This window comes from Williamsia muralis (genome assembly GCF_051487485.1).
GTDB classification, from domain to species: Bacteria; Actinomycetota; Actinomycetes; order Mycobacteriales; family Mycobacteriaceae; genus Williamsia; species Williamsia muralis_B.
This window is the reverse complement of record NZ_JAHVCV010000001.1, coordinates 498721-523316: the sequence shown is the minus strand read 5'-3', so window position 1 is coordinate 523316 and position 24596 is coordinate 498721. Positions and strand designations below refer to the sequence as shown.

Sequence of the window (24596 nt, the reverse complement as noted above, 5' to 3'; positions counted from 1 at the left end):
CGTCTTCGTGCCGGCCTGGGTCAGAACCTCCGGGCCGAATCGAGACACGGTGATCAGTCCGCCCGTCTTCGAAGGAGCTGAGCCGTATGGCCGACCCGGACTCCCAGCCCGACTCCGATCAGTCGGGCGAGCGCCCCGTCCCGCCGGCCAAGAAGTCGGCTGCGAAAAAGGCTCCGGAGAAAAAGGCCGCCGCCAAGAAGACCGCCGCCAAGAAGGCGGCGAAAAAAGCCGCCCCCAAGAAGGACGTTGCGAAGAAGACTGCTGCCAAGAAGGCCCCCGCGAAAAAGGCTGCGCCCGGCAACACTCCACCCAAGAAGGCGTCTGCGCCGAGTAGGTCTGACGCCGGCACACCCAATCACGCCAACGCCGAACACGTCGTATCGAAGAAGGCACCCGCCAAAAAGCCTCCGGTCAGCAAGGGTCCTGGCAAGCCTGGCAACACGGCTCCACCCAAATCGACCCCGGCACAGTCGGCGGCTCCCCCGTCTCCCAAGACTGCTCCCGCCCCGGCTGCGGCACCGGAACCCAGACACCCGGAACCTTCGGCGCCCACTCCGGACGAGGATCAGCAGGCCCGGTTCACAGCTCTCAAACGCACGGAACCCCTGCCTCTGCCTGAGCCGTCGACAACAGGCCCGGTGCTCAAAATCGGCAGCGCCGTGGTTTTCTTGGCGCTCATCTTCCTGGCGATCCGGCGGCTACGTCGATAGCCCGAGAGACGAAAGCTGTTGTGGTGATGCCGATTCGAGTTGCCCGACCACACTCGCCGCTATCTTGGCGCCGATGACCTCGGCCTGAGCGATCCGTTCACGCCGAACGTCCGGGTCGTCGGAATCTGCGTCGTAGAGGTAGTCGATCGACGACGCCTCTATGCGCGAGTAGTCCGCGATCCCATGGATCAACTGCAGCGTCATCGCCTCTTTGTATCCGTGTCGCTGATGCGTCCCTTCATCTATTCCGCCGATCGCCACAAGATGGAGGCCCTTGATGGCGCTCGGGGCGTCGGCGACTCGATCGTCATAGGCGAAGCCGCGTGTGAAGACTCGGTCGATCCAGCCCTTGGCGAGCGCCGGCAGCGACCACCAATAGACCGGGAAAACCAACACCACCGCCGCGGCAGATCGCAACATCTGCTGCTGCTCCGCGACGTCCGCGGGGACCCCGGCGAGACCTCGGAAGTGTGCGAGATCGTCACTGTTGAAGGCGGGGTCGAATCCCGACGCCGCCAGGTCGTATGTTGTGGCAGTGAGGTTTTCGCCGGCGATGCTCTCTTGCATCGCTCGGGCCACATTCCAGGTGACCGATTGGGTGTCGGGGTGGACAACCACCAGGATGACATCGGACTGCTGATCTGCGTTGCTCATACCGGCGACGGTAAACTATGACATCAGTGTCAAGGTCAAGGTTCACATCCGAGAAGAGGCATCGATGCACATCAGCGACTTGAGTGACATCACGGGCGCTAGCTCCCGCATGCTCAGGCACTACGAAAAAGCCGGTTTGCTGACGCCGACGCGTGATCCGAACGGTTACCGGCGGTACCGGAAAGAAGACGTGCAGACCGTCGAAGACATCCGATGCCTCTTGGCGTCAGGACTGTCGTTGTCGGAGTCCGCTTTCATCCTTCGCGTCGCGTGCGCCGACCCCGACGAGGCGACCGACGAGGAACGCCGTGAAGCCCTACGACAACTCGACGAGCGCGAACATCAGCTGGCCGACGCGATGCGTCGTCTCCGGGCACAGAGAGCCGGGATCGCCGAGCTGCGAACGCATGTGCGCGATGCCATGAAAGCTTCGAACTCGCCGGATCAGCTCTCTGGATTGTCCAGCGCACGAAGATAACGCTTCGTCACCAGGCGTTGACCGAGCCTCCCGACGGGTCCGCCCGCCCGGGCAAGGACCGAGTGTGGGCGTGAGAAGGCCGCGACCACCAGCACCACACTGTCGTCGGCTCGGTGCTCGACGCAGAACAGCTCCTCACCTGCTTCTGGGTGACCGGGCAGGGTGCCGTAGGCGAAACCGCAGCGATCGGGCTCGTCGAGCACGTACACAACTCGCACCGGCGCCTTCAGTCTGGCCGCACCCACTCCGAGCCCGACCAGTCCGATGGTCCCTTCGCTGACTTTCGCGTCCGGACTGGTCACCGTCAGGCCGGCGCCGAGTTGCACCTGCCACCTCAGAACAGCATCGCCGAGTTCGCGGAACACTGCAGCGCCCGATCCCACGGTTCTTTCTCGTCGAAGGTGGTGGTAACCGGACGGCATACCGGTCTTGGTCGCACCGACCTCCGGGTAGGTGAACTCCGCCGCCCGCAAACGTCCCGCGGTGTCCGAATCCATAGGCCGGACAGATGGTTTGCTCATCTGTGGAGCCTATCCGCCGGAATTTGGCTGTGGAGACTGCATCTCGACTTTGTCGATGCTGCCCACACCGCGAGACGAGGTGTCACGCGGCACGTCGACGAACCCAGACGGCCGCGAAATGAAGTGCGATACCCACCGCAAGAAGGAGCCCGCCATACATCCAGACCTCACCGCTCTGCTGGGTCAGCAGCAGCACGCACGACGCGACACCCAGGATCGGAATGACCGTCGGTACCCGAAAGTGCTTGTGGTCGACAGGATCCCGACGAAGCACCAGCACAGCGATGTTTGTGGAGATGAAGACGAACAACAGCAGCAGCACCACCGTCTCGGCCAATGTCGACAGGTCGCCGGTGAGTGTGAGCAGCATCGCCACCAACGTCGTCGCCACGATCGCCGCCCACGGGGTGCGCCGGTTGGGCAGCACCTTCGCCAGTGCGCTCGGAAGAAGTCTGTGTTCGGCCATACCGAAGGTGAGGCGGCTGGCCATGATCATCGTGAGCAGTGCGCCGTTGGCCACGGCCACCAGTGCGATCAAGCTGAAGACCCAGTCGGGGATGCCGACACCGGACTCCCCGACAACGGCCAGCAGCGGTCCCGACGACTCGGACAACACGCTCGCGGGCAGGGCGATCGAGCTGGCGAGTCCAACCAGCACGTAGACGAGCCCGGCTGTTGCCAACGACCCGAAGAGGGCCGAGGGGTACACGCGACTGGGATTGCGGATCTCTTCGGCGACATTGGCCGAGGTCTCGAATCCGACAAAGGAGTAGTAGGCGATGATGGCACCGCTGAGGATGGCCATCGCGGGGGTTGAGCCGTCCGGGAACTCGGTCACCCGGGACACATCGCCTCGACCTTCACCGAGCATCACCCCGACCACTGCGATGACGATGACCAGTCCGCTGACCTCGATGATCGTCATGACCACGTTGCTCTTCACCGACTCGCTGATGCCCCGTGCGTTCAGGCAGGCAACCAGCGCCAGGAACACCAGCGCAGCTGGGACGGTCGGCACATCGATGAAGGTCTTGAGGTATTCACCGGAGAAGGCCAGTGCCAGTCCGGCTGCGCTCGTGACCCCTGCCGCCAGCATGCAGAAACCCACGAGGAACGAGACGATCGGCTGCTTGAAGGCCCGCTCGGCGAAGATCGCTGCGCCGCCGGCCTGCGGATATTTGGTGACCAACTCGGCATAAGAACCGGCGGTGAGCAGGGCCAGCAGAAGCGCGACGATCAGCGGCGCCCACAGTGCGCCACCCACCTCCTCGGACAGCACTCCCATCAGGGCGTAGATACCGGCTCCGAGCACGTCACCCAAGATGAACAAGAACAGCAGCGGTCCGGTGATCTTCCGCTTCAGTTTGGATGCGGGCTCATCGCCTGTTGCCTGTGTTCCGGTTTCGGCATCAGCCGTCATTCGCATCTCCTGGTGCACCCGAGAATGTGCCGGCCGACGTTGCTCGAGGGCCAGCTGTTTCTACAACGTTTGTTCCAGGTAGGCATAGCCTGCGAGCGACGATCGAAAACCTTCGGCAAACCACAGAGGTGCCGGCAAGCGTTCCCGCCAGGATCGTCAGCGTTTGTGCACGGTCACGCCGAGCCGACGATGAAGTCACGCAATGTCATCGGCGGCCGGCCCGTGATGGTCTCCACAGTGTCGGTCACCGTTGCCAGTTCACCCGCGGCAATCGCGGTGTAGGTGGACACCCAGGCGTCCAACTGCCAGTCCGGCGCCCCATACGATTTCCGCGACTCGTAGGCTTCGTCGATTGTCTCGTTGTGGAATGTGACTGTGCGACCGCTGGTTTCGGTGATGATCCGCGCCACGTCGTCGAAGGTGAGTGATTCGCGGCCGGTGAGGTCGTACGTCTCACCCAGGTGTGACGCCGGATCGGAGAGAACCGCGGTCGCCACTCGCGCGACGTCGGCACGCGCCACCGCACCCACCGCGCCGTCGCCGGCCGGGCCACGGATCACGCCGTCGGCGCCGGCGAGGCTCGGCAGGAAATCGATGTAGAAGCTGTCACGCAAGAACGTGAACTGCACACCCGACGCACGGATGTGCTCCTCCGTTGCCCAATGATCGCGCGCGAGAGTGAAAGTCGCATCGGGTGCCGCATTCAGGAATGACGTGTAGACGATGTGTTGCACACCGGCCCGGACAGCCGCATCGACGAACGTGCGGTGTTGGTCCAACCGGTCTGCGCTCTCCGAGGCCGACACCATGAACAAGGTGTCGACGTCCGCGAGTGCGGCGACCGCGGCGTCGTGGTCGCCGTAGCTCGTCTCCGCGACCGCTGCCCCGGGCAACACTGGCGCCCGGCCGCGCGAACGGACCACCAACCGCAGAGCTGTCCCGGCCTCCGACAGGGCACGCGCGACCAATCCGCCGACGTTGCCGGTGGCCCCCGCGACCGCGATGGATGGATGTTGGGTCACTGGATTCTCCCGTCGTGGTGGACTCGCTGCACCGAGCACGTGCTGTTGCTGCGGCACGTTGTCCTCGATGATGGCACTGCGAACGCCTCCGAACGATGGGACCCCGCAGCATGACCACAGCACAAGCCACCGCGACAGCCAGCGTCTTCATCTGGCTGGGAATGGTCCTGGCCATCTCCTTCCTGGAGGCCCCGCTGAAGTTCCGCGCTCCCGGGGTGGATCTGAAGACGGGACTGGGCATCGGGCGGCTGGTGTTCCGGGCGCTGAACACCGTCGAGGCGATCCTTGCGGTTGTGTTGGCGATCGCGATGGTGATCGGCGACGTCCCGTACCGAGTGCTGATCCCATGCCTGTGTGCGATCGCCATCCTCGCGTTTCAGGTCATTGTGGTCCGGCCGCCGCTCACCCGTCGGTCGGATCGGGTGATCGCCGGCGAGCAGGCGCCGCGGTCGCACGCACATCACGTGTACATCGGCGCCGAAGTGCTCAAAGTGGCCGCGCTCGTCGCTGCCGGGATCCTTCTGCTGTCCCAGAGTTGGTATGTGACGGGATAGTTTTGACACCGACCGCCGGAAGGGAGGAATCGTGGAAGAGAACGTGATCGAGTCGCTGATCCGGTGGACCGATTCAGGTGCCGTCTGGCGCGTGACGTCCCGGACCGCCTCTGCCGTGACCATCTCGATGTGCACCTGCGACGGTGGCGAGGAAGTGCAGCGCCTGCGATCGGACGATCCCGCGGTCCTCGCCTGGCTGGGCGGCAGGACGAGCAACGAGGTGGACGATGCCTGAGCGTCGCGACCGCGACCCCGACGGCCGCGCACGGCAGGCCCGGCCGCGGGACGAGCTGGGCAGGCCCCTGCCGTACGGCGCCGAGGGTGTCGAACCGGTCTCCGAAGATCCGTTGCCACCCGACGAAACCATCGCGCTGGCACGCCAACTCATCGACGCGGGACGACCGTTCGCAGCACACGAGGTGTTCGAGGTCCGCTGGAAGACGTGTCCGCCCGACGAACGGGAACTGTGGCAGGGGCTGGCCCAGATCTGTGTCGGCCTGACGCATCATCTGCGCGGGAATCCCAGGGGCGCCGAACGTCTCGTCGAACGCGGGGCCGGTCGGCTTCTGCGCTACAGCCTGGTCGACGCGACGCCGTACGGCCTCGATCTGGACGCCGTCATCGCGTGCGCGGAGCAACAGGTTCAGGACACACGATGAGTGATGCCGGCCGCGCGGAATCCGCGGCCGGCACCGTCGGTCAACGACCGGGCAAGAACTTCAGCGACTTCACGAACGCCGGAACGGTCCGCAAGAAGAGGCCCTGCGGCACGCCCTTGATGCCACCCAGACCGATCACCCGCTGCTCCGCAATCGTCTGGGGCTCGGTGTATTTGAGAAGCCCTTCGGCGCCGTGACGGCGGCCGACGCCCGACTTGCCCATACCGCCCATCGGAGCCGCAGTGGAACCCCACGCCGCTGCGTAGCCCTCGTTCAGGTTGACCGTGCCGGCGCGCAGCTCTGCGGCGATCTTGCGGCCTTCATCCGATGATCCGGCGAAAACGCTTGCGTTGAGCCCATATTCGGTGTTGTTGGCCTCTTTGATGGCCTCGTCCACGGAGTCCACCGGATAGATGGCGACAACCGGCCCGAAGGTCTCACCGGCAAACGATTCCATCCCGTCGGCAACCCCGGACAGAACGGTCGGCTCGAAGAAGAAGGGTCCGAGTTCGGGACGGCGGTGTCCGCCGGCGAGGATCACGGCGCCCTTGGACTTGGCGTCCTCGACGTGCCGTTCGGCGGTGTCGACCTGGTCCGCCGAGGCCAACGACCCCATCTCCGTGGAGAAGTCGTAGGACTTGCCCACCTTCATCGCCGACACCCGCTGCGCGAACTTGGCGGAGAACTCATCGGCGATCGGCTTCTCGACGTAGATGCGCTCAATCGAGATGCAGAGCTGTCCCGAGTTCGAGAAGCAGGCGCGCACTGCACCTTCGACAGCGTTGTCGATGTCGGCGGTCTTGGTGATGATCATCGGGTTCTTGCCACCGAGTTCGGCCGAGAACCCGATGAGGCGACGGCCGGCCTGCTCGGCGAGCTGCGCGCCGGTTTCGGAAGACCCCGTGAACATGAGGTAGTCGGCCTGAGCCAAGATCTCTTGTCCCACAACAGAGCCCGGTCCGGGCACCACGGCGAACAGATCCTTCGGCAGGCCTGCCTGGTAGAGCAGCTCGACCACGGCGAGGGCGCAGTACGGCGTCTGGCTGTCGGGCTTGAGCACCACCGCATTACCGGCCATCAGGGCGGCGACCCCATCGGAGGCAGCCAGGGTCATCGGGTAGTTCCACGGCGAGATCACACCGACGACACCCTTGGGCTGATACCGAACGCGGGTGTCGGTGGCCAGGGGCAGCATCCCCTTGACCTTGCTCGCCGCAAGCAACCGCGGGCCGGTCTTGGCGTAGTGCCGGGCGGTCATCGCCACGTCCAGCACTTCCTCCTGGGCGTAGGCGCGCGCTTTACCGGTCTCGGCCTGCGCCATGTCCGCCAGCGCATCCTTGTTCTTGAGCACCAGGGCCGCGAAGTCGATCAGGATCTTGGCACGGTCACGCGGCCAGAGTTTGGCCCACTCGACCTGTGCGACGCGCGCCCGCTCGAACGCTGCCCGCACGTCGTCGGCGGTGCCGACCGGAATGGTGGTCATCTCCTCGCCCGTGAACGCCTCGAGAACCGGGCGCGTGGAACGGGCGTCCGGGTCGTCGATGGCGATGAGCCCCCGCAAACGGTCGAACGTGGCTGTATCTGGCTTGCCCATGATCATGTCTCCTATTCGGCCGCGACGAGCACGATGCCGTCGTCGTCGCTGTATGCCAGGTCGCCGGGATTGAAGGTGAGGCCGCCCAGTTCAACAGGGACGTCACGCTCGCCGGCTCCGGTCTTGGTGGACTTGCGCGGGTTGGTCCCGAGAGCCTTGATACCGATGTCGATGCCGGCGAGCAGCTTCGAGTCGCGGACCGCACCGTTCACGATGATCCCGCTCCAGCCGTTGGATCGGCCGAGTTCGGCGATCACGTCGCCGACAAGGGCGGTGTGCACCGACCCGGCACCGTCGACGACGAGCACTCCGCCGTCACCGGGTTCGCCGAGCACCTGCTTCAGCAGGGCATTGTCCTGGAGGCACCGAACCGTGGTGACCCGGCCGACGAACTCCCGGCGCTTTCCGAACTGCGTGAACTGGAGGTCGCAGCTGCGTACCTCCTGGCCGATCTCGTCCACGAGGTCGGCAGTGGCAACGAAGGTGATCTCACTCATGCACCTCAGCCTAACGACTCGTACCTACCGACCGGTAACCACCGCTGACCGGCGCCGCATCCGAGTCGGTCGACCACGGTCGTAGATGTCAGTCCGGGAGCACACCGTCGTCTGGTCCGCCGACCACGGCCTCGGTACCGCCGATGTCCACGACGTCGCCCGTGACCAATTGTCGACCGCGCCGCGTCTCGGTCTCACCGTTGACACTGACCAATCCGTCCGCGATGACTTCTTTTGCCTCGGCCCCGGATTCGATGAGATTTGCCAGCTTCAGGAATTGGCCCAGTCGGATGGAATTGTCTCGGATCGGAACTGTTTCTCGGCTCACCGTTCAATCCTCCCATCTGAGAGATAACGTTACTGCGGACCAGCTGCGGAAAGGCAACACCTGTGAGCGTCGATTCACCCGAAACCACGGTCGACTCAATCGAGGTGAGCAGCGAGGCAACTCCTGCGCCCCGTCGGCCGACTCGCCTGGTCCCACCCGCGGGATGGTTCAAGAACGCGCCCCGGTACGTCAGTTGGGTTGCGGGCGTCCTTGCCGCCATCTCGCTGCTCAGCAGCATCTCCCTGCAGTTCCGCCGCCTCACCGAGGTGCCTCGCGACTACGTCGACAACTATCTGATCTCCGCACCCGACACCAGCTTCGCCTGGGCGTTCGTCTTGGCACTGCTCGCTTTTGCACTCGCGTCCCGCAAGCGGATCGCGTGGTGGATCACGGTGGCGTACGTCGCCGTCTATGCCATCGGAAATGCGCTCTACCTATTCGAGCCGTTGTCTTCGGAAAACGGCGTGAACACCGTGGTGCGGATCAATATCTGCATCGGCGTCGTCCTGCACGTGTTCGCCCTGATGTATTTGATCGCGAGTTATCGGCAGTTCTATACCCGTGTGCGCCGTGGCGCTCTCTGGCGCGCTGCCGGAGTGCTGGTCGCCGGCCTGGTCGTCGGTTCCCTCATCGGTTGGGCCCTCGTCGAGATATTCCCCCACACCCTCACAGCCTCCCAGCGACTGCCCTACGCGATCAACCATGTGGTGACGTTCGGGTCCGTCGACCTGTCGACCGACTTCGACGAGCACCATTCCTATGCACCCGTCGAGACGTTCCTGGGTCTGCTCGGCGCGCTGGCGCTCATCGCCGCGGCGTTGATCCTGTTCCGTTCGCAGCGGTCGAACAACTCGATGACCGCGACCGACGAGAGGTTGCTGCGGCTGCTCATCGATGGGTTCAGCGGCGACGACTCACTTGCGTATTTCTCCACCCGCCACGACAAGGCGGTTGTCTTCGCTCCCAACGGCATGGCTGCGATCACCTACCGGGTGGAGGTCGGCACCGCGATGGCCGGCGGAGACCCCGTGGGCGACAAGCGCTATTGGCCCGACGCGATCGCAGAATTCCTCAAGATCTGTGACCGGTACGGCTGGCATCCGGGCGCGATCGGCGTGAGTGCCACCGGCGCGGAGGCGTGGGACGCTGCCGGATTCACCACACTCAACATCGGCGACGAGGCCATCGTCCACACCCGCGGCTACAACCTCAACGGACCGGAGATGAAGGCCGTCCGGCAGTCGGTGGCCCGCACCAAGCGCGCCGGCATCACCGTGCGCATCGCCCGCCACGAGGATCTGTCCCCCGAACAGATGGCCGCGGTCATCGCGCGCGCCGACGAATGGCGCGACACCGACGAAGAACGCGGCTTCTCGATGGCTCTGGGGCGTCTCGGTGACCCCGCGGACGGCCGGTCCATTCTCGTGGAAGCAGTGCGCGACGCGGGCACCGCGAACGAGAAGGTCGTCGGCATGCTCTCGTTTGTCCCCTGGGGGCAGACCGGAGCATCGCTCGATGTGATGCGCCGCGACCGGGACTCGATCAACGGACTGGTCGAGACGATGGTGACCGAGTTCGCCGAGAACGCCGAGGCCTTCGGAATCCTCGACATCTCGATGAACTTCGCCGCCTTCCGGGTGGTGTTCGAAGAAGGCGGCCAGATCGGCGCCGGCCCGATCATGCGGGCGATGTACGGAGCCCTCACCTTCGCGTCGAAGTTCGTGCAGATGGAATCGCTGTACAAGTCGAACGCCAAGTACCACCCCGAGTGGGTTCCCCGATTCCTGTGTTTCGAGGACGGTCGCACGATCCCGCGAGTCGGCCTGGCCGCGGTGGTCAACGAAGGATTCGTGAAGCTGCCGAAGTTCGGGCAGGGCAACGACTTCACCGGGGATGCCTCCTCGGTGCCGCCCGGTGTCGACATCGACGCGATCGCCGCGGAGATCGCCAGCGAGGAGAAAGCCGAGCATCGCGGACCGCGGCGTCCCGAGCAGGTCCGCGTCCGACTGGCCAAACTGGAGCAGCTGACCGCGGCCGGCGTCGACCCCTATCCGCCCGCCTATCCGCCCACCCACACCATCGCGCAGGCCGTGAGCGCGCCTGAAGGGACCACCGCCCGGGTGGCTGGCCGCGTCATCCGCATGCGCGACTTCGGCAAGGTCGTGTTTTGCGATGTGCGCGACTGGAGCGGGGACGTGCAGGTACTCGTGGATGCGAGCGCCCTGAAGCCGGAAACCCTCGACCTGGCAAGCACAGTCGATCTCGGCGACCTCATCGAGGTCAGCGGAGTGGTCGGGCGCAGCCGCAAGGGCGAGTTGTCGCTGCTGGCCAAGGACTGGCGGATGCTCGGTAAGTGCCTGCATCCGTTGCCGGACAAATGGAGTGGGCTCACCGACCCCGAGGCGCGAGTGCGTCAGCGGTACGTGGACCTGACCATCAATCCCCGAGCACGTGAACTCATGAGAGTGCACAGCGCCATCGTGAAGTCGATGCGCGACTACCTCTCCGGCCGCGACTACCTCGAGGTGGAGACGCCGATCCTGCAGCAGATCCACGGCGGCGCGAACGCCGCGCCGTTCCGCACGCACATCAATGCCTACGACCTCGATCTGTATCTGCGAATCGCTCCCGAGCTGTACCTCAAACGGCTGTGCGTCGGCGGCATGGAGCGCGTGTTCGAGATGGGCCGCAACTTCCGCAACGAAGGTGTGGACTTCAAGCACAACCCGGAGTTCACCAGCCTGGAAGCGTATGAGGCGCACAGCGATTACGACCGCATGCTGCACCTCACCCGCGAGATGATCCAGAACGCCGCGGTTGCCGCGCACGGCGAGCAGGTGGTCTACATCGAGGGCAAGGACGGGGAGATCGAAAAGGTCGACATCTCCGGTGAGTGGCCGGTGAAGACACTGCACGGCGCGGTGTCGGAGGCAATCGGCGAAGAGGTCACCCCGTACTCGGAGGTGGAGTACCTCAAGGAACTGTGCGACAAGCACGAGATCCCCTACCGCAACGACTGGGATGCCGGTCAGGTCGCGTTGGAGATGTACGGGCACCTGGTGGAAGACCAGACCACGTTCCCGACGTTCTACAAGGACTTCCCGACGTCGGTGTCACCGCTGACGCGCCAGCACCGCACCATCCCCGGTGTCACCGAACGCTGGGACCTGGTCGCGTGGGGTGTCGAATTGGGTACGGCCTACACCGAATTGACCGACCCGGTGGAGCAGCGCCGGCGGCTCACCGAACAGTCGTTGCTCGCGGCGGGCGGCGACCCCGAGGCGATGGAACTCGACGAGGACTTCCTGCAGGCCCTCGAACACGGCATGTTCCCCACGGGAGGGCTCGGCATCGGAGTGGATCGCATTGTCATGTTGCTCACCGGACAGTCGATCCGGGAGACGCTCGCGTTCCCGCTCGCGAAACCGAAGTGACCGCTCTGAAGGTTGACGCTTGAACTGGTACATGACCCACGTGGTCGAGACAGGCCGGTCTGCGGCCGTGTTCGCCCTGGTCGGATTCATCGTGACCTACGGCATCACGCGTTGGATCACTCGATCCATTCGCGCTCGAAACGAGAACACGCCGGACGATGCAGAAGCCGCGTCGGGCGGACCGGTCAACGACATCTACATCGGTGGAGTACACATCCACCACCAGGTGTGGGGGATCTTGCTGATCCTCACCGCCGGGCTGCTCGAGTTCCGGTTCCAGCCCGACCCGCCGTGGCGCGAGGTGCTGGCCGCGGCGTTCGGGATCGGCGCCGCCCTCGCGCTCGACGAGTTCGCGCTGTGGCTGCATCTGGAAGACGTGTACTGGTCCGAAGAGGGCCGCAAGTCGATCGACGCGGTGATGATCGCGACGGTATTCGGTGTGGCGATGCTGGTCGGCACCACTCCCCTCGGCGGGGTCGATGAGGGCAATCCGTCCAGCACCAGCGTGGCCATCACAGCGGTGATCGTGCTCGTGCATGTCGCCTACTCGGTGATCTGTCTGCTCAAGGGCAAGCTCGCGACAGGGCTGATCGGGTTGCCGGTGCCACTCCTCGGGTTGATCGGCGCGCTACGGCTGGCTCATCCGACCTCGTATTGGGCGCGCAGGTTCTACTCTGGACGCAAGCTCGAGCGCGCCGAGCGCCGGTTCGAGCTGTACGTCGGTCGTCGTGACCGGATGCGTGATCTCGTCGGCGGTCGCGAACAACGAACGCCCTGACCGCTGCACCCATCTCCTCCGGCGCTCAGAGAACGAGATGACCCATGTGTCGCTGGCTCGGCTACTACGGGAATCCGATCAACCCCAAAGAACTTCTCTACGACCCCGAACACTCCCTGATCCAGCAGAGTCGCCTCGCTGCGCCCGATGTTCCCACCGCAAACGCCGACGGTCATGGACTGGGCTGGTACAGCGAGGCTGGCCGACCCACGCTGTTCCGGAGCGCCGCCCCCGCCTGGGGAGACGAGAACCTTCGCGAGCTGTCGGCGACTGTGCGATCGTCGTTGTTCGTCGCACATGTGCGGGCGGCCACCGGTACCCCAGTGCAGCAAACGAATTGCCATCCATTCCGGTATGGACGGTGGATGTTCGTGCACAACGGCTTCATCGCCGACTTCCAACGCCTCCGACGCGACCTCATGCTCGCCGTGCGGCCGGACCTGTTCGAGAGCATCGGAGGATCGACGGATTCGGAGGTGATGTTCTACCTCGCGCTGACCTTCGGGCTGGAGGACGATCCACTCGGCGGTCTGGAGCGGATGGCCGGTCACATCGAAGCGCTGGCTGAATCGCAGGGCATCGCCGAGCCCGTTCAGATGACGATCGGGCTCACCGACGGTGAACGCCTGTACGCCGCTCGCTATGCAAGCGGCCCAGTGGTCAACACGTTGTACGTCAGCGACGACGTCGAGTCGCTTCGCAAGCTGTATCCCGAGAACGAACGTCTGGCCCACTTCTCGGAGGAAGCTCGCGTGGTGGTGTCCGAACCGCTGAGCGCGCTCCCCGGGCTGTGGCATGAGGTGCCGCCTTCCAGTGCACTCATCGTGCAGAAGGGCCCGGACGAACAGCGACCTTTTCGACCGCAACCACCCACCTGACCACCTGCCGCCGGCCCTGCCGAGTGGTGAGCCCGGCATAGAATGGCTCGATGCAGCTGCAGCCGCCCGGCGCGTTCTTCACCATCTGCGGCCTGCGAACCCATGTGGTCGTCGAGGGCCAGGGTCCACCACTGCTTCTCCTGGCCGCGCTCGGCGGCAACTGGTTCGACTTCGATCACCTGGCAGAACTGCTCCGCGACCGATGGACGGTGATCCGATACGACCGCCCCGGCTACGGGTTGTCCGATCCACTCCCTCCCGGGCAGATCCCGTCGATCGACGACGAGAACCGACGGATAGACGAGGTGCTCAACGCGGTCGGGGTCACCGAACCCGTTGTGGTCGCAGGGCATTCGCTGGCGTCGCTTTACGCGGAGGCATTCGCCCGCGGCCGTCCGGAGCGGGTGGCCGCAGTCATCATGCTCGACGGGTCGTACGTGATGCTGCCACTGCAGTTGGTGCCGCCAGGCATCAGCAACCGCTTGGCGCACCTGGCCGCACACCTCATCAAGGCTCTGGGGCTCCCCCGGTCGGCCGGCATCCGCGGCCATGCGATCGCAACGTCGCCTGGGCCGCCGGGCGGGTACACAGCTGAGCAGCGCCACTGGATCGGGGAGGTGCTGGGCGGACATCGATATCCACGAGCACTTCTCGTCGAGCAGGCCGCGTTCGGGGTTCTCAACTCAGTACTGGTGGCTATGCGACGGACGAGACCCCTCACGGCGCCGACTCTGGTTGTCTCCGCCCTGCCCGGGCGGCGCACACCGGTGCGACTGTTCTGGAACTGGAAGCAGGCCCGGTACGCCCGATTCCTCGGCGCCGACTACACGCCCGTCAGTCCCGCGCGCCACTTCTTCATGGTCCAGCAGCCCGATGTCGCTGCCGGGCTGATCCAGGATTTTGCCGCGCGAGCGATCGCCGACACGTAGTCCCCAGCCGGAGCGATCAGAGGTTGAAGTTCCGCAGGTCGGCGACCGTCACCAGTCGTTCGCCCTCTTCGGGCAGCATCCGAGCGAGTCGTCGATGCGCGATCAACCCATCCGAACCGAAAATGTGCGGGTGTCGACCGAGTAGAGGGGTGCGGCGGCTGTTGTGCGACTTCGCCAGTTTCACGACTGATCACGTCCTGTTTAGTGCAGCGGATAACTTTCTGGGTACCGCGATCGTCCAGAGTCGAAACTTTTGGACGTCTGTACCTGCGCGTTATGTCGTGATGGCCCACCGCGTCGTTACCTCTGCACAGGCCTCACCAGGGGTGTTGTTGCCACAATGTGGTGAATGTCACGCTACGCCCGGAGTTGTCCTGATTCGGTTTGCCACGCGGGCGAGTCACATCTTCCCCAGGGGTAACAGGGCGGGCGGAGGTGTTGCGCCAAACCCTCCGACTCCGGTCAGATGCTCCGGTTGCAACCGGAGGAAGTCGCCGAAACCGGAGGAAGTACGCCGGCCCCGCCAGACCCTCCGACTGCAACCGGAGGAAGTGGTCGAAGCCGGAGGAAGTACGCCAGCGCCACCAAACCGTCCGACACCAGTCAGACCCTCCGGCTGCAACCGGAGGACGTGGTCGAAACCGGAGGAAGTACGCCGGACCCGCCAAACCCTCCGACTCCAGCCAGTAGCTCCGGTTGCGACGGGAGGGAATGCGGTGGCCCACCAGACCCTCCGACTCAAGTCAGACGCTCCGGTTGCAAACGGGAGGAAGTAGGTCGAGCCGGCCAGACCCTCCGACTCCAGTCAGGTGCTCCGGTTGCAACCGGAGGAACTCACCGAAACCGGAGGAACTACGCCGGACCCGCCACACCCTCCGACTCCAGCTAGACGCACCGGTTGCAACCGGAGGAAGTAGGTCGAGCCGGCCAGACCCTCCGACTCCAGTCAGGTGCTCCGGTTGCAACCGGAGGAGGAAGTATGCCGAACCCCCAGGTCAGGCCAGGCCGGCCAGGTAGTTCTGGGCCCACTGCAGTGCGGTGACGCCTGGTTGCACCTGGAAGTTGCCGTAGTTGGTGTGTGAGCCCGATTCGATGAAGCGGTTGAACGCGATGATCTGCGAACGGGCTTTCTCGTTGCTGAGTTCGTTCAGTACGGCGCCGGGTCCGCCGCGGGTGACCAGCTCGTTGAAGATCGCAGCGGCCTCAACCTGGTACTGGGCGAACATGTCGGGGTTCGGGTTGCTGGTCTCGGCCAGGTACCCGACCACGCGGGAGACGTAGTAGTCCCGCGGAATGTTGCAGTACTGGTCGCCCGGGTCGCAGATGGTGAAGGTGCGGTTCTTCACCCATCCGAACCCGCCCTGGCGTGGTCCGCCGTTGCCCTCGCCCGACAGCGGCGGTCCGATGAGCGCATCCTGCTTCGAGCGGCGCGGGTCGGAGATCAGCACAGCGCCGGCGAACTTGGCGGGCGCGATGGCTCCCCGGCCGGTCCCGATGTCGGCGGCGAGGTCGCCGGCTGCGTCAGCACCCTGGCTGTATCCGATCAACGCGACCTTCGTACCCGGGCACCGTTTGGTCATGGTGATGGCAAGGCCTTCGGCGTTGGCCACAGCCTGAGCCTTCGACTCGCCGTAGACGGCGCCGCCGTTCTCCCATGGGAAGGCCGTGGCGTTGTACCCGACCAGCTGGGTCTGGGTCTCGCCGCCGAGGCCGGTCGTGGGGTAGGCGAGCATTCCGCGGATCTGGGCATCGGCCGACTTCTCCCAGGTTCCGGGAATGGCCAACACGTAGAGCTCTGGACATCCCGGGGGATCAGCCGATGCGGTGGGTGCCGACAGTGCACTCAATGCCCCGACCGTCACCACACCTGCTGCCAGCACACTCGTCAGCGCGCGTGTGCGGCGTCCACGCTGTCGCCGCCATCCCAGAACAGTGCCCACCCGCATGAACTTTTCCTCCCGAGCAAAACTGCTGATCACAGCTCGATACCAATCAGAACACAGGTGTGTTCCGATTCATCTTGACAGGTCGGGAGCGATCCCGCACCTTCAGCGCTGCGGTGCCTGGGTGGGAACGATGGGTGCGGGGAGCAGGGTGGCGCCGGTGAGGAACTTGTCCGCAGCGGCAGCCGCAGACCGTCCTTCGGCGATCGCCCAGACGATCAACGACTGCCCGCGACCGGCATCACCGGCCACGAACACGCCGGGGACCGTCGACTGAAAGTTGTCGTCGCGCTTGACGTTTCCGCGTTCGTTGTACTCCACGCCGAGCTTGTCGAGGAAGTCCTCGCGCTCGGGTCCGACGAAGCCCATGGCCAGCAGAACGAGGTCGGCCTCGAGCTCGAAGTCACTGCCTTCGACCTTCTCGAAACGGCCGGCGTTCATCACGACTTCGTGCGCACGCAAACCGGTGACCTTGCCGTCTTCACCGATGAACTGCTCAGTGTTCACCGAGAATACGCGTTCACCGCCCTCTTCATGGGCCGACGACACCCGGTACATCAGGGGGTACGTGGGCCACGGGGTGGAGTCGGCGCGCTCGTCCGGCGGGCGCGGCATGATCTCGAACTGGTGGACGATCTCGGCACCCTGACGCAGCGATGTACCGAGGCAGTCCGCGCCGGTGTCACCACCACCGATGATGATCACCTTCTTGCCCTTGGCGTTGATCGGCGGCATGCCGTCACCGTCGACGACGTCGTCGCCCTCTTGAACCCGGTTGGCCCACGGCAGGAACTCCATCGCCTGATGGATGCCATCGAGTTCACGGCCCGGGATCGGCAGGTCGCGGCCCTTGGTGGAGCCGTTGCACAGCACCACCGCATCGAAGTCGGCCTGGAGCTGTTCGACGGTCACGTCGACACCGACGTTGACACCCGCACGGAACTGGGTTCCCTCAGCTGCCATCTGGTCCAGACGGCGGTCGATGTGGTGCTTCTCCATCTTGAACTCGGGGATGCCGTAGCGGAGCAGACCACCGATCCGATCGGCCCGCTCGAACACGGTGACATCGTGGCCGGCGCGCGTGAGCTGCTGCGCCGCAGCGAGTCCCGCAGGTCCTGACCCGACGACCGCAACCGACTTGCCGGTCTTCTCGGTCGGCAGCACCGGCGTGACCCAGCCTTCATCGAAGGCGTTGTCGATGATCTCGACCTCGACCTGCTTGATGGTGACGGCAGGCTGGTTGATGCCCAGCACGCACGACGCCTCACAGGGGGCCGGGCACAACCGACCGGTGAACTCCGGGAAGTTGTTGGTGGCGTGCAGACGGTCTATGCCGTCGGCCCAACGGTCCTTGTACACGAGGTCGTTCCACTCAGGAATCAGGTTCCCGAGAGGACAACCGTTGTGACAGAACGGGATCCCGCAGTCCATGCATCGGCTGGCCTGGACGCGAAGCTTGTCGCGATCGAAGTCCTCGTAGACCTCTTTCCAGTCCATGAGCCGTAGCGGAACCGGCCGCCGTTGCGGCAGTTCACGTTCGGGGTGCTTGAGAAAGCCCTTCTGGTCAGCCACGTGCGGCCTCCATCACTGCTTCGTCCACGTTGCGCCCGTCCTTCTCGGCTGAGGCGATAGCGAGCAGCACTCGCTTGTAATCGCGCGGCATCACCTTCACGAATCGGCCGACGTTGCTCTCCCAGTCTTCGAGGATACGAGCGGCCACCGGCGAACCGGTTTCGTTGCGGTGCTTGTTCACGATGCCTTCCAGGAACTCGAGGTCTTCGTCCTCGAGCGGCTCCGGTTGCACCAGTTCGGTGTTGAGATTGCTCTCCAGTACGCCGTCGGGGTCGTAGACGTACGCGATACCACCGGACATACCGGCGGCGAAGTTGCGGCCGGTCGGTCCGAGCACGATCACGCGCCCGCCTGTCATGTACTCGCAGCCGTGGTCGCCCACGCCTTCGACAACAGCGGTGACGCCCGAGTTGCGGACGCAGAAACGCTCGCCCACCACGCCTCGGAGCAGGATCTCACCGGAGGTGGCACCGAAGCCGATGACGTTGCCGGCGATGATGTTCTCTTCGGCGACAAAGCCTTCCGGTGCGTTGTCCGCCGGGGCGATCACGATCCGGCCACCCGAGAGGCCCTTGCCCACGAAGTCGTTGGCGTCGCCCTTGAGTCGCAGCGTCACACCCTTGGGCACAAACGCACCGAAGCTGTTTCCGGCGGAGCCGTGGAAATCGATGATGACCGTGCCGTCGGGCAAGCCGTTGGCACCGTACGCCTTGGTGATCTCGTGCCCCAGCATGGTGCCCACGGTGCGGTTCACGTTGGCGATCTCAGAGGTGAACGACACGCGCTCACCCGAATCGATCGCCGCCCGAGCCTGGGTGATCAGCTGTTGATCGAGCGCCTTGTCCAGCGAATGGTCCTGGCTGCCAGAGCAATACAGGTCCTGGTTCATGAACGGCGAATCGGTCTGGGTGAGGATCGCCGACAGGTCGAGCTTTCCTGCCTTGGCCGACTTCCAGTGCTGCAGCGCCTTGGTGGTGTCGAGCATCTGCACCTGGCCAACGGCTTCCTGCAGGGTGCGGAAGCCGAGGCGGGCCAGCAGTTCGCGCACTTCTTCGGCGATGTACATGAAGAAGTTCTCGACGAACTCGGGCTTGCCGGTGAAACGCTCACGCAGCACGGGGTTCTGGGTCGCGACGCCCACCGGGCAGGTGTCGAGATGGCAGACGCGCATCATGATGCAACCCGAGACCACCAGCGGTGCAGTCGCGAATCCGAACTCCTCGCCACCGAGCAGGGCGGCCACGACCACATCGCGACCGGTCTTGAGCTGGCCGTCGACCTGGACCACGATGCGGTCGCGAAGGCCGTTGAGCAGCAACGTCTGCTGGGTCTCGGCCAGACCGAGTTCCCAGGGACCACCGGCGTGCTTGACCGAGGTGAGCGGCGTCGCGCCGGTACCACCGTCGTGACCGGAGATCAGCACCACGTCCGCGTGCGCCTTCGAGACGCCCGCCGCGACGGTGCCGACACCCACTTCCGACACAAGTTTCACGTGAATCCTTGCCGACGGATTCGCGTTCTTCAGGTCGTGGATCAGCTGGGCGAGATCCTCGATCGAATAGATGTCGTGGTGGGGCGGCGGCGAGATGAGGCCGACGCCGGGTGTGGAGCCTCGCACCTCGGCGACCCACGGGTACACCTTGTGCGGCGGTAGCTGTCCACCCTCACCGGGCTTGGCGCCCTGCGCCATCTTGATCTGGATGTCGGTGCAGTTGGTGAGGTAGTGCGCGGTCACGCCGAAACGGCCCGAGGCCACCTGCTTGATGGCACTACGACGCCAGTCGCCGTTCTCGTCGGGTTCGAAACGGCTCGGATTCTCGCCGCCCTCACCGGAGTTCGAGCGCCCGCCGAGTCGGTTCATCGCGATCGCGAGGGTCTCATGGGCCTCGGCCGAGATGGAGCCGAAGCTCATCGCGCCGGTCGAGAACCGCTTGACGATCTCGCTGGCCGGCTCGACCTTGTCGATGGGGATCGGGTCGCGGTCGTCGAAGTTGAACTCGAACAACCCACGCAGCGACGCCATCTTCTTCGACTGGTCGTCGATCAGCTTGGTGTATTCCTTGAACACCGAGTACTGCCCGGTGCGGGTGGAATGCTGCAGCTTGAACACGGTGTCGGGGTTGAACAGGTGGTACTCGCCCTCGCGACGCCACTGGTATTCGCCGCCGACCTCGAGCTCGCGGTGTGCGCGCTCCTCGGGCCGGTGGTTGAACGCCAGTTGATGGCGTGCGCTGACGTCGGCAGCGATGTCGTCGAGGCCGATACCACCGAGGTGCGACCGCAACCCGGTGAAGTACTCGTCGACGGTGTCCTGATTGATGCCGATGACCTGGAAGAGCTGCGCACCGGTGTAGGACGCCAGTGTCGAGATGCCCATCTTCGACATCACCTTGAGAACGCCCTTGCCGGCGGCCTTGATGTAGTTCTTGCGCGCCGTCTCGTAGTCGAGGTCGCCCAGGGCGCCACGCACCGACATGTCCTCGATGGTCTCGAAGGCCATGTAGGGGTTGATCGCCGCGGCACCGAAGCCCACGAGCGCGGCCATGTGGTGCACCTCTCGGGCGTCACCGGCCTCCACCAGCAGGCCGACCTGGGTGCGGGTCTTCTCCCGCACCAGGTGGTGATGCACCGCGGAGACCAGCAGCAGCGACGGGATGGGCGCCAGGGTCTCGTCCGACTCGCGGTCGGACAGGACAACCAGTCGGACGCCGTCCGCGATGGCCTCGGACACCTGGGTACGCACGTTGTCGAGCGCCTTGCGCAGGCCGTCGCCGCCCTCGGCGACCGGGTAGAGACCGCGGATCTGCACGCTGCGGTAGTCGGCGTACTGCTCGTTGTCACCGAGGTGCACGAGCTTGGCGAGGTCGTCGTTGTCCAGGATCGGCTGGGGCAGCACGATCTGGCGGCACGACTCGGGCCCGGGATTCAGCAGGTCGGCCTCACGGCCGATGCTCACGCCGATGCTGGTGACCACCTCTTCACGGATGGCGTCCAGCGGCGGGTTGGTGACCTGCGCGAACATCTGTTGGAAGTAGTCGAACAGCATGCGCGGGCGCTGCGAGAGAACAGCGAGCGGGGTGTCGGTTCCCATCGAGCCGATGGGCTCGGCACCGGTGGTGGCCATCGGCGAGACCAGCAGGTCGACTTCTTCGGTGGTGTATCCGAAGACCTGCTGGCGCAGCCGAACCCGGTCGTGTGGCATGTGGGTGTGCGGCCGTCCGGGCAGCTTGTCGAGGTGCAGCATGCCCTCGTCCAGCCACTGCTGGTACGGGTGTTCGCCGGCGAGCTCGTCCTTGATCTCCGCGTCGTCGACGATGCGGCCGGCTGCGGTGTCCACCAAGAACATCCGGCCCGGCTGCAGACGCAGCTTCTGCACAACGTCGGAGTGGTCGATGTCTAGGACACCCACCTCCGACGCCATCACGACGAGTCCGTCCTTGGTGACCCAGATACGGCTGGGGCGCAGACCGTTACGGTCGAGCACCGCGCCGATCACGGTGCCGTCGGTGAAGCACACCGACGCCGGTCCATCCCAGGCCTCCATCAACGTGGAGTGGTACTCGTAGAACGCTCGGTGCTCGGGTTTCATCGACTCGTGGCGTTCCCACGCCTCGGGGATCATCATCAGGACCGAGTGCGGAAGGCTGCGGCCACCGAGGTGCAGGAGCTCGAGCACCTCGTCGAAACGTGCGGTGTCCGAGGCGCCTTGGGTGACAACCGGGAAGATCTTCTCCGCGGTGCCCTCGCCGAACACGCTGGTGTCGATGAGCGCCTCGCGGGCCCGCATCCAGTTCTCGTTGCCGGTTGCGGTGTTGATCTCGCCGTTGTGGGCGACGCGTCGGAACGGATGCGCCAGCGGCCAGCTCGGGAAGGTGTTGGTGGAGAAGCGTGAGTGCACCAGTCCGAGCGCGCTCTCGACCCGGTCGTCCTGCAGGTCGACGTAGAAGCCGCGCAGCTGCGGGGTGGTGAGCATGCCCTTGTAGACAAAGGTGCGGCCGGAAAGGCTGGGGAAGTACACGGTTTCGCGACCCGGACCATCCTGGCCCGCGCCCTTGTTGCCCAGCTCGGTCTCCACCCGTTTGCGCACCACGTAGGAACGCCGTTCGAGGTCTTCGCCGCTGCTGTCGCCGGCGATGAAGATCTGCCGGAACGTCGGCATCGCGTCACGGGCCAGGGCACCGAGCGAGCTCTCGTCGGTGGGCACGTCACGCCAGCCGAGAACCGTGAGACCTTCGGCCTCCACGATCTTCTCGACACCGTCCACAGCGGTCTTGGCGTCGCCGGAACCCTGCGGGAGGAATGCGATACCGGTGGCGTAGGAGCCTTCCGGTGGCAACTCGAAATCGACCACGGCACGGAAGAACTTGTCCGGTACCTGGATCATGATTCCGGCGCCGTCACCGGTGTTCGGCTCGGCTCCTGCTGCACCTCGGTGTTCGAGGTTCACCAGGGCCGCGATGGCCTTGTCGACGATGTCGCGACTGCGTCGTCCATGCATGTCGACAACAAAGGCAACGCCGCAGGAGTCGTGCTCGTTCTGCGGGTCATAGAGCCCTATCGGGCCGGGAGCGTGCTTCATACTTTTCGCCCTTAACATCGCGTTCGCCGTGCGAGCGCACCGTTTCAGCTGTAGGTTACGGCGCACGGGTTGTGGCAGCCCTTGTCAGGACCACCGCACCGCTCTCACCTGCGCATACAGCGCTGCTGAGCAGCATTTCCGTGCACCGAGGCCAGCGCCATTGCTGACCGCGGATCATGTTTGCCCACCGCATGGAGGATCACTCCTGCTTCAGGCATCAGATCATTTTCTCACGCCACCCGCGCCGTATTGAAATCGCGAGTGTGCCACGACTTCGAGATGACCGTCAAACCATCTCTGAACAGCCATTACAACCATCCGCGTCGTTGGGCTATCTGAGCGGCTTCGGCCCGCGTACCCGCTCCTGTCTTGCCGATTGCACTCGAAAGGTAGTTGCGGACCGTGCCCGGGGACAGATGTACCTGGGAGGCGATGACCGCGACCGTCGCTCCGCCCAGTGCACTGCGGAGTACGTCCTGCTCGCGCTCGGTGAGTGGGTTCTGTCCGGTGGTGAGGCTCTCGGTGGCCAGGGTGGGGTCGATCACGCGGAGGCCGGCGTGAACCTTCCGCACCGCATCGGCGAGTTCGGCCGCCGGTGTGTCCTTCACGACAAATCCCGAGGCTCCCGCTTCGATCGCCCGGCGCAGGTATCCGGGTCGGCCGAAGGTGGTGACGATCAGACTGCGCACGTGCGGGAGTTCGCGGCGCAACGCTTCGGCCGCCTCGATGCCATCGGCGCCGGGCATCTCGATGTCGAGCAGGCAGACATCGACCTCGGCAGCGCGCGCATGTTCCACAACCTCGTCACCCCTCCCCACCTGAGCGACCACCCGCAGGTCGGATTCGAGGTCGAGCAGGGCCGCCAGGGCACCCCTCACGAGCGCTTGATCGTCTGCGAGGAGTAGCCGGATCTCGGTCATGGGACCAACACTCGCAGTTCGGTGCCGTGGTCGCCGCCGAGGGTCAGGGTGCCGCCCGCGGCCTGGACTCGTTCACGTAGCCCGCGGAGCCCGTTGCCCGACACCGAGCCGTCGAGCCCGACCCCGTCGTCGACGATGTCGATCGCGTTGGGCTGCAAGCGCACCCGGCAGGTCGTCGCTCCGGAATGACGTACGACGTTGGTGATCGCCTCACGCAGTACCCACGCGAACAGCACCCGATTCTCCGGTGCGGCGACGGTGGCGTCAGCAGGTAGATCGGCAGCGATCCGGGTAGCGGTGAGGGCCGTGTCGGCGGCCAGCAGTTCTGTCGCCAGATCTGGCGACCGCAGGCCCCCCACGGTGGTCCGGACCTCGGCGAGCGCTTCGCGCGAAATACGTTGCAGGTCAGTAAGTTCGGCTCTTGCCGCCACCGGATCGACATCCATCAACCGGCCCGCGAGCTCGGACTTCACCGTCATCACCGTCAGCGAATGCCCGAGGATGTCATGGACGTCTCGAGCCACACGCTCTCGCTCGGCCACGATGGCCAATTGCTCGTCGAGGCTGCGCTTCGCCGCTTCGGACTCCTCACGCAGCTCTTCGCGGGCGCGCAAGATCCTCACCGCGAGCACGGTCGGGCCGACGACCAACAGCATCACCACGATGCCCGTGTCGAGCTCCCAGCCGTCGACGATCTCCGGCATCACCACCGCCGAACCGGTGAGGAGCACAAAGATGGCCACCGCCACCGGTATTGCGAAAGACAGTGCGGCGACGGCCATCAGATAGGGGGCGAGCGCGAACACCTCTTGGTCGAGGGTGACCGTTGTCGCCGCGGCCAACACGGCGAGCGCGACGAACGCCGCCGGTGCTGCCCGTCTCCGGTCCGAATGGCGCGACGCCCCGAACAGCACGTAGACGCATGTGAGGAGATACCCGACCGCGAACCCGCCGAGCAGGACCAGGGTGTAGATCCGCTCGGCCGTGCTCATCGTGTTCGAGTTACTCACGGTCAGAACCGGATAGGCGAGAAAGAGCAACCACACAGCGGCGAAGGCCCAGCGCAGATCACGCCATGCGGTGAGCCGGTTGGAGATGGCGGACAACTCGCTCCCGTTCTACTCGA

At 65.0% G+C, this 24596-nt stretch carries 22 protein-coding genes; 9 read left to right on the top strand and 13 right to left on the bottom strand.

Annotated elements, in window-relative coordinates; all coding sequences use genetic code 11:
- Positions 1 to 86: 86 nt before the first annotated feature.
- Entirely contained in the window at positions 87 to 710 is a 624-nt protein-coding gene (locus tag KXR83_RS02560) for a hypothetical protein (RefSeq protein ID WP_437423455.1), read from the top strand.
- Here the strand turns inward: KXR83_RS02560 and KXR83_RS02555 are convergent.
- A complete protein-coding gene (locus KXR83_RS02555) occupies positions 699 to 1364 on the bottom strand; it encodes an NAD(P)H-dependent oxidoreductase (RefSeq protein ID WP_437423454.1) in 666 nt (221 codons plus the stop codon). The two genes, KXR83_RS02560 and KXR83_RS02555, sit on opposite strands and share 12 nt — an antisense overlap.
- 64 nt (positions 1365 to 1428) lie before the next feature.
- Between KXR83_RS02555 and KXR83_RS02550 the strand changes: the two genes are divergently transcribed.
- Positions 1429 to 1842, top strand: a complete 414-nt coding sequence (locus KXR83_RS02550; protein WP_437423453.1) for a MerR family transcriptional regulator — start codon at positions 1429 to 1431, stop codon at positions 1840 to 1842.
- On the opposite strand, the gene KXR83_RS02545 is transcribed toward KXR83_RS02550, so the two are convergent.
- The 3 genes from KXR83_RS02545 to KXR83_RS02535 form a co-directional block, all read right to left on the bottom strand.
- The gene (locus tag KXR83_RS02545) at positions 1809 to 2363 is read right to left on the bottom strand and encodes a DUF1990 family protein (protein ID WP_437423452.1); all 555 of its coding nucleotides are present in this window, start codon (positions 2361 to 2363) and stop codon (positions 1809 to 1811) included. The two genes, KXR83_RS02550 and KXR83_RS02545, sit on opposite strands and share 34 nt — an antisense overlap.
- An 82-nt stretch (positions 2364 to 2445) precedes the next feature.
- On the bottom strand, positions 2446 to 3783 hold the full coding sequence (locus KXR83_RS02540) for an APC family permease (RefSeq protein ID WP_437423451.1): 1338 nt from the start codon (positions 3781 to 3783) through the stop codon (positions 2446 to 2448).
- Positions 3784 to 3956: 173 nt separating this feature from the next.
- Positions 3957 to 4805 (bottom strand): SDR family oxidoreductase, encoded by an 849-nt coding sequence (locus KXR83_RS02535; protein ID WP_437423450.1) that lies wholly within the window; start codon positions 4803 to 4805, stop codon positions 3957 to 3959.
- Between the two features lie 110 nt (positions 4806 to 4915).
- On the opposite strand from KXR83_RS02535, the gene KXR83_RS02530 reads away from it, so the two are divergent.
- The 3 genes from KXR83_RS02530 to KXR83_RS02520 are packed head-to-tail and all read left to right on the top strand — an operon-like array spanning position 4916 to position 6018.
- Positions 4916 to 5359: a hypothetical protein gene (locus KXR83_RS02530; protein WP_437423449.1), complete on the top strand. Its 444-nt coding sequence runs from the start codon at positions 4916 to 4918 to the stop codon at positions 5357 to 5359.
- Positions 5360 to 5390: 31 nt separating this feature from the next.
- Complete coding sequence (locus KXR83_RS02525; protein WP_437423448.1) at positions 5391 to 5594, top strand: hypothetical protein; 204 nt, start codon at positions 5391 to 5393, stop codon at positions 5592 to 5594.
- Positions 5587 to 6018, top strand: a complete 432-nt coding sequence (locus KXR83_RS02520; RefSeq protein ID WP_437423447.1) for a DUF309 domain-containing protein — start codon at positions 5587 to 5589, stop codon at positions 6016 to 6018. Before KXR83_RS02525 ends, KXR83_RS02520 begins: the two co-directional genes overlap by 8 nt.
- Before the next feature lie 40 nt (positions 6019 to 6058).
- On the opposite strand, the gene KXR83_RS02515 is transcribed toward KXR83_RS02520, so the two are convergent.
- From KXR83_RS02515 to KXR83_RS02505, 3 genes are all read right to left on the bottom strand, one after another.
- Positions 6059 to 7612, bottom strand: coding sequence for a succinic semialdehyde dehydrogenase (locus KXR83_RS02515; protein WP_437423446.1), 1554 nt, complete (start codon positions 7610 to 7612; stop codon positions 6059 to 6061).
- Positions 7613 to 7623: 11 nt separating this feature from the next.
- Positions 7624 to 8109 carry a ribonuclease E activity regulator RraA gene (gene rraA, locus KXR83_RS02510; protein WP_437423445.1) on the bottom strand — a complete coding sequence of 162 codons (486 nt, stop codon included), beginning with the start codon at positions 8107 to 8109 and terminating at the stop codon, positions 7624 to 7626.
- Positions 8110 to 8197: 88 nt separating this feature from the next.
- Positions 8198 to 8437: an RNA-binding S4 domain-containing protein gene (locus tag KXR83_RS02505; protein ID WP_437423444.1), complete on the bottom strand. Its 240-nt coding sequence runs from the start codon at positions 8435 to 8437 to the stop codon at positions 8198 to 8200.
- A gap of 62 nt (positions 8438 to 8499) precedes the next feature.
- On the opposite strand from KXR83_RS02505, the gene lysX reads away from it, so the two are divergent.
- The 4 genes from lysX to KXR83_RS02485 are packed head-to-tail and all read left to right on the top strand — an operon-like array spanning position 8500 to position 14456.
- Positions 8500 to 11871, top strand: a complete 3372-nt coding sequence (gene lysX, locus KXR83_RS02500) for a bifunctional lysylphosphatidylglycerol synthetase/lysine--tRNA ligase LysX (protein ID WP_437423443.1) — start codon at positions 8500 to 8502, stop codon at positions 11869 to 11871.
- Between the two features lie 19 nt (positions 11872 to 11890).
- Positions 11891 to 12649 (top strand): hypothetical protein, encoded by a 759-nt coding sequence (locus KXR83_RS02495; protein WP_437423442.1) that lies wholly within the window; start codon positions 11891 to 11893, stop codon positions 12647 to 12649.
- A 44-nt stretch (positions 12650 to 12693) separates the two neighbouring features.
- Entirely contained in the window at positions 12694 to 13527 is an 834-nt protein-coding gene (locus KXR83_RS02490; RefSeq protein WP_437423441.1) for a class II glutamine amidotransferase, read from the top strand.
- 50 nt (positions 13528 to 13577) lie between these two features.
- A complete protein-coding gene (locus KXR83_RS02485; RefSeq protein WP_437423440.1) occupies positions 13578 to 14456 on the top strand; it encodes an alpha/beta fold hydrolase in 879 nt (292 codons plus the stop codon).
- A gap of 16 nt (positions 14457 to 14472) precedes the next feature.
- On the opposite strand, the gene KXR83_RS02480 is transcribed toward KXR83_RS02485, so the two are convergent.
- The 6 genes from KXR83_RS02480 to KXR83_RS02455 form a co-directional block, all read right to left on the bottom strand.
- Positions 14473 to 14640, bottom strand: coding sequence for a hypothetical protein (locus tag KXR83_RS02480; protein WP_157366776.1), 168 nt, complete (start codon positions 14638 to 14640; stop codon positions 14473 to 14475).
- Between the two features lie 811 nt (positions 14641 to 15451).
- The gene (locus tag KXR83_RS02475; RefSeq protein ID WP_437423439.1) at positions 15452 to 16402 is read right to left on the bottom strand and encodes a cutinase family protein; all 951 of its coding nucleotides are present in this window, start codon (positions 16400 to 16402) and stop codon (positions 15452 to 15454) included.
- A gap of 102 nt (positions 16403 to 16504) precedes the next feature.
- Positions 16505 to 17971: a glutamate synthase subunit beta gene (locus KXR83_RS02470; RefSeq protein ID WP_437423438.1), complete on the bottom strand. Its 1467-nt coding sequence runs from the start codon at positions 17969 to 17971 to the stop codon at positions 16505 to 16507.
- A complete protein-coding gene (gene gltB / locus KXR83_RS02465; RefSeq protein ID WP_437423437.1) occupies positions 17964 to 22550 on the bottom strand; it encodes a glutamate synthase large subunit in 4587 nt (1528 codons plus the stop codon). The genes KXR83_RS02470 and gltB overlap by 8 nt, the downstream gene beginning before the upstream one ends.
- Before the next feature lie 308 nt (positions 22551 to 22858).
- Positions 22859 to 23470, bottom strand: a complete 612-nt coding sequence (locus KXR83_RS02460; RefSeq protein ID WP_437423436.1) for a response regulator — start codon at positions 23468 to 23470, stop codon at positions 22859 to 22861.
- Complete coding sequence (locus KXR83_RS02455) at positions 23467 to 24576, bottom strand: sensor histidine kinase (protein WP_437423435.1); 1110 nt, start codon at positions 24574 to 24576, stop codon at positions 23467 to 23469. The genes KXR83_RS02460 and KXR83_RS02455 overlap by 4 nt, the downstream gene beginning before the upstream one ends.
- Between the last annotated feature and the right edge of the window lie 20 nt (positions 24577 to 24596).

What these genes read in the sequence shown, in the direction of transcription:
- KXR83_RS02560 (WP_437423455.1), top strand. Translation starts at nt 87, where the DNA reads ATGGCCGACCCGGACTCCCAGCCCGACTCCGATCAGTCGGGCGAGCGC.
- KXR83_RS02555 (WP_437423454.1), bottom strand. Translation starts at nt 1,364, where the DNA reads ATGAGCAACGCAGATCAGCAGTCCGATGTCATCCTGGTGGTTGTCCAC.
- KXR83_RS02550 (WP_437423453.1), top strand. Translation starts at nt 1,429, where the DNA reads ATGCACATCAGCGACTTGAGTGACATCACGGGCGCTAGCTCCCGCATG.
- KXR83_RS02545 (WP_437423452.1), bottom strand. Translation starts at nt 2,363, where the DNA reads ATGAGCAAACCATCTGTCCGGCCTATGGATTCGGACACCGCGGGACGT.
- KXR83_RS02540 (WP_437423451.1), bottom strand. Translation starts at nt 3,783, where the DNA reads ATGACGGCTGATGCCGAAACCGGAACACAGGCAACAGGCGATGAGCCC.
- KXR83_RS02530 (WP_437423449.1), top strand. Translation starts at nt 4,916, where the DNA reads ATGACCACAGCACAAGCCACCGCGACAGCCAGCGTCTTCATCTGGCTG.
- KXR83_RS02520 (WP_437423447.1), top strand. Translation starts at nt 5,587, where the DNA reads ATGCCTGAGCGTCGCGACCGCGACCCCGACGGCCGCGCACGGCAGGCC.
- KXR83_RS02515 (WP_437423446.1), bottom strand. Translation starts at nt 7,612, where the DNA reads ATGGGCAAGCCAGATACAGCCACGTTCGACCGTTTGCGGGGGCTCATC.
- rraA (WP_437423445.1), bottom strand. Translation starts at nt 8,109, where the DNA reads ATGAGTGAGATCACCTTCGTTGCCACTGCCGACCTCGTGGACGAGATC.
- KXR83_RS02490 (WP_437423441.1), top strand. Translation starts at nt 12,694, where the DNA reads ATGTGTCGCTGGCTCGGCTACTACGGGAATCCGATCAACCCCAAAGAA.
- KXR83_RS02485 (WP_437423440.1), top strand. Translation starts at nt 13,578, where the DNA reads ATGCAGCTGCAGCCGCCCGGCGCGTTCTTCACCATCTGCGGCCTGCGA.
- KXR83_RS02475 (WP_437423439.1), bottom strand. Translation starts at nt 16,402, where the DNA reads ATGCGGGTGGGCACTGTTCTGGGATGGCGGCGACAGCGTGGACGCCGC.
- gltB (WP_437423437.1), bottom strand. Translation starts at nt 22,550, where the DNA reads ATGAAGCACGCTCCCGGCCCGATAGGGCTCTATGACCCGCAGAACGAG.
- KXR83_RS02460 (WP_437423436.1), bottom strand. Translation starts at nt 23,470, where the DNA reads ATGACCGAGATCCGGCTACTCCTCGCAGACGATCAAGCGCTCGTGAGG.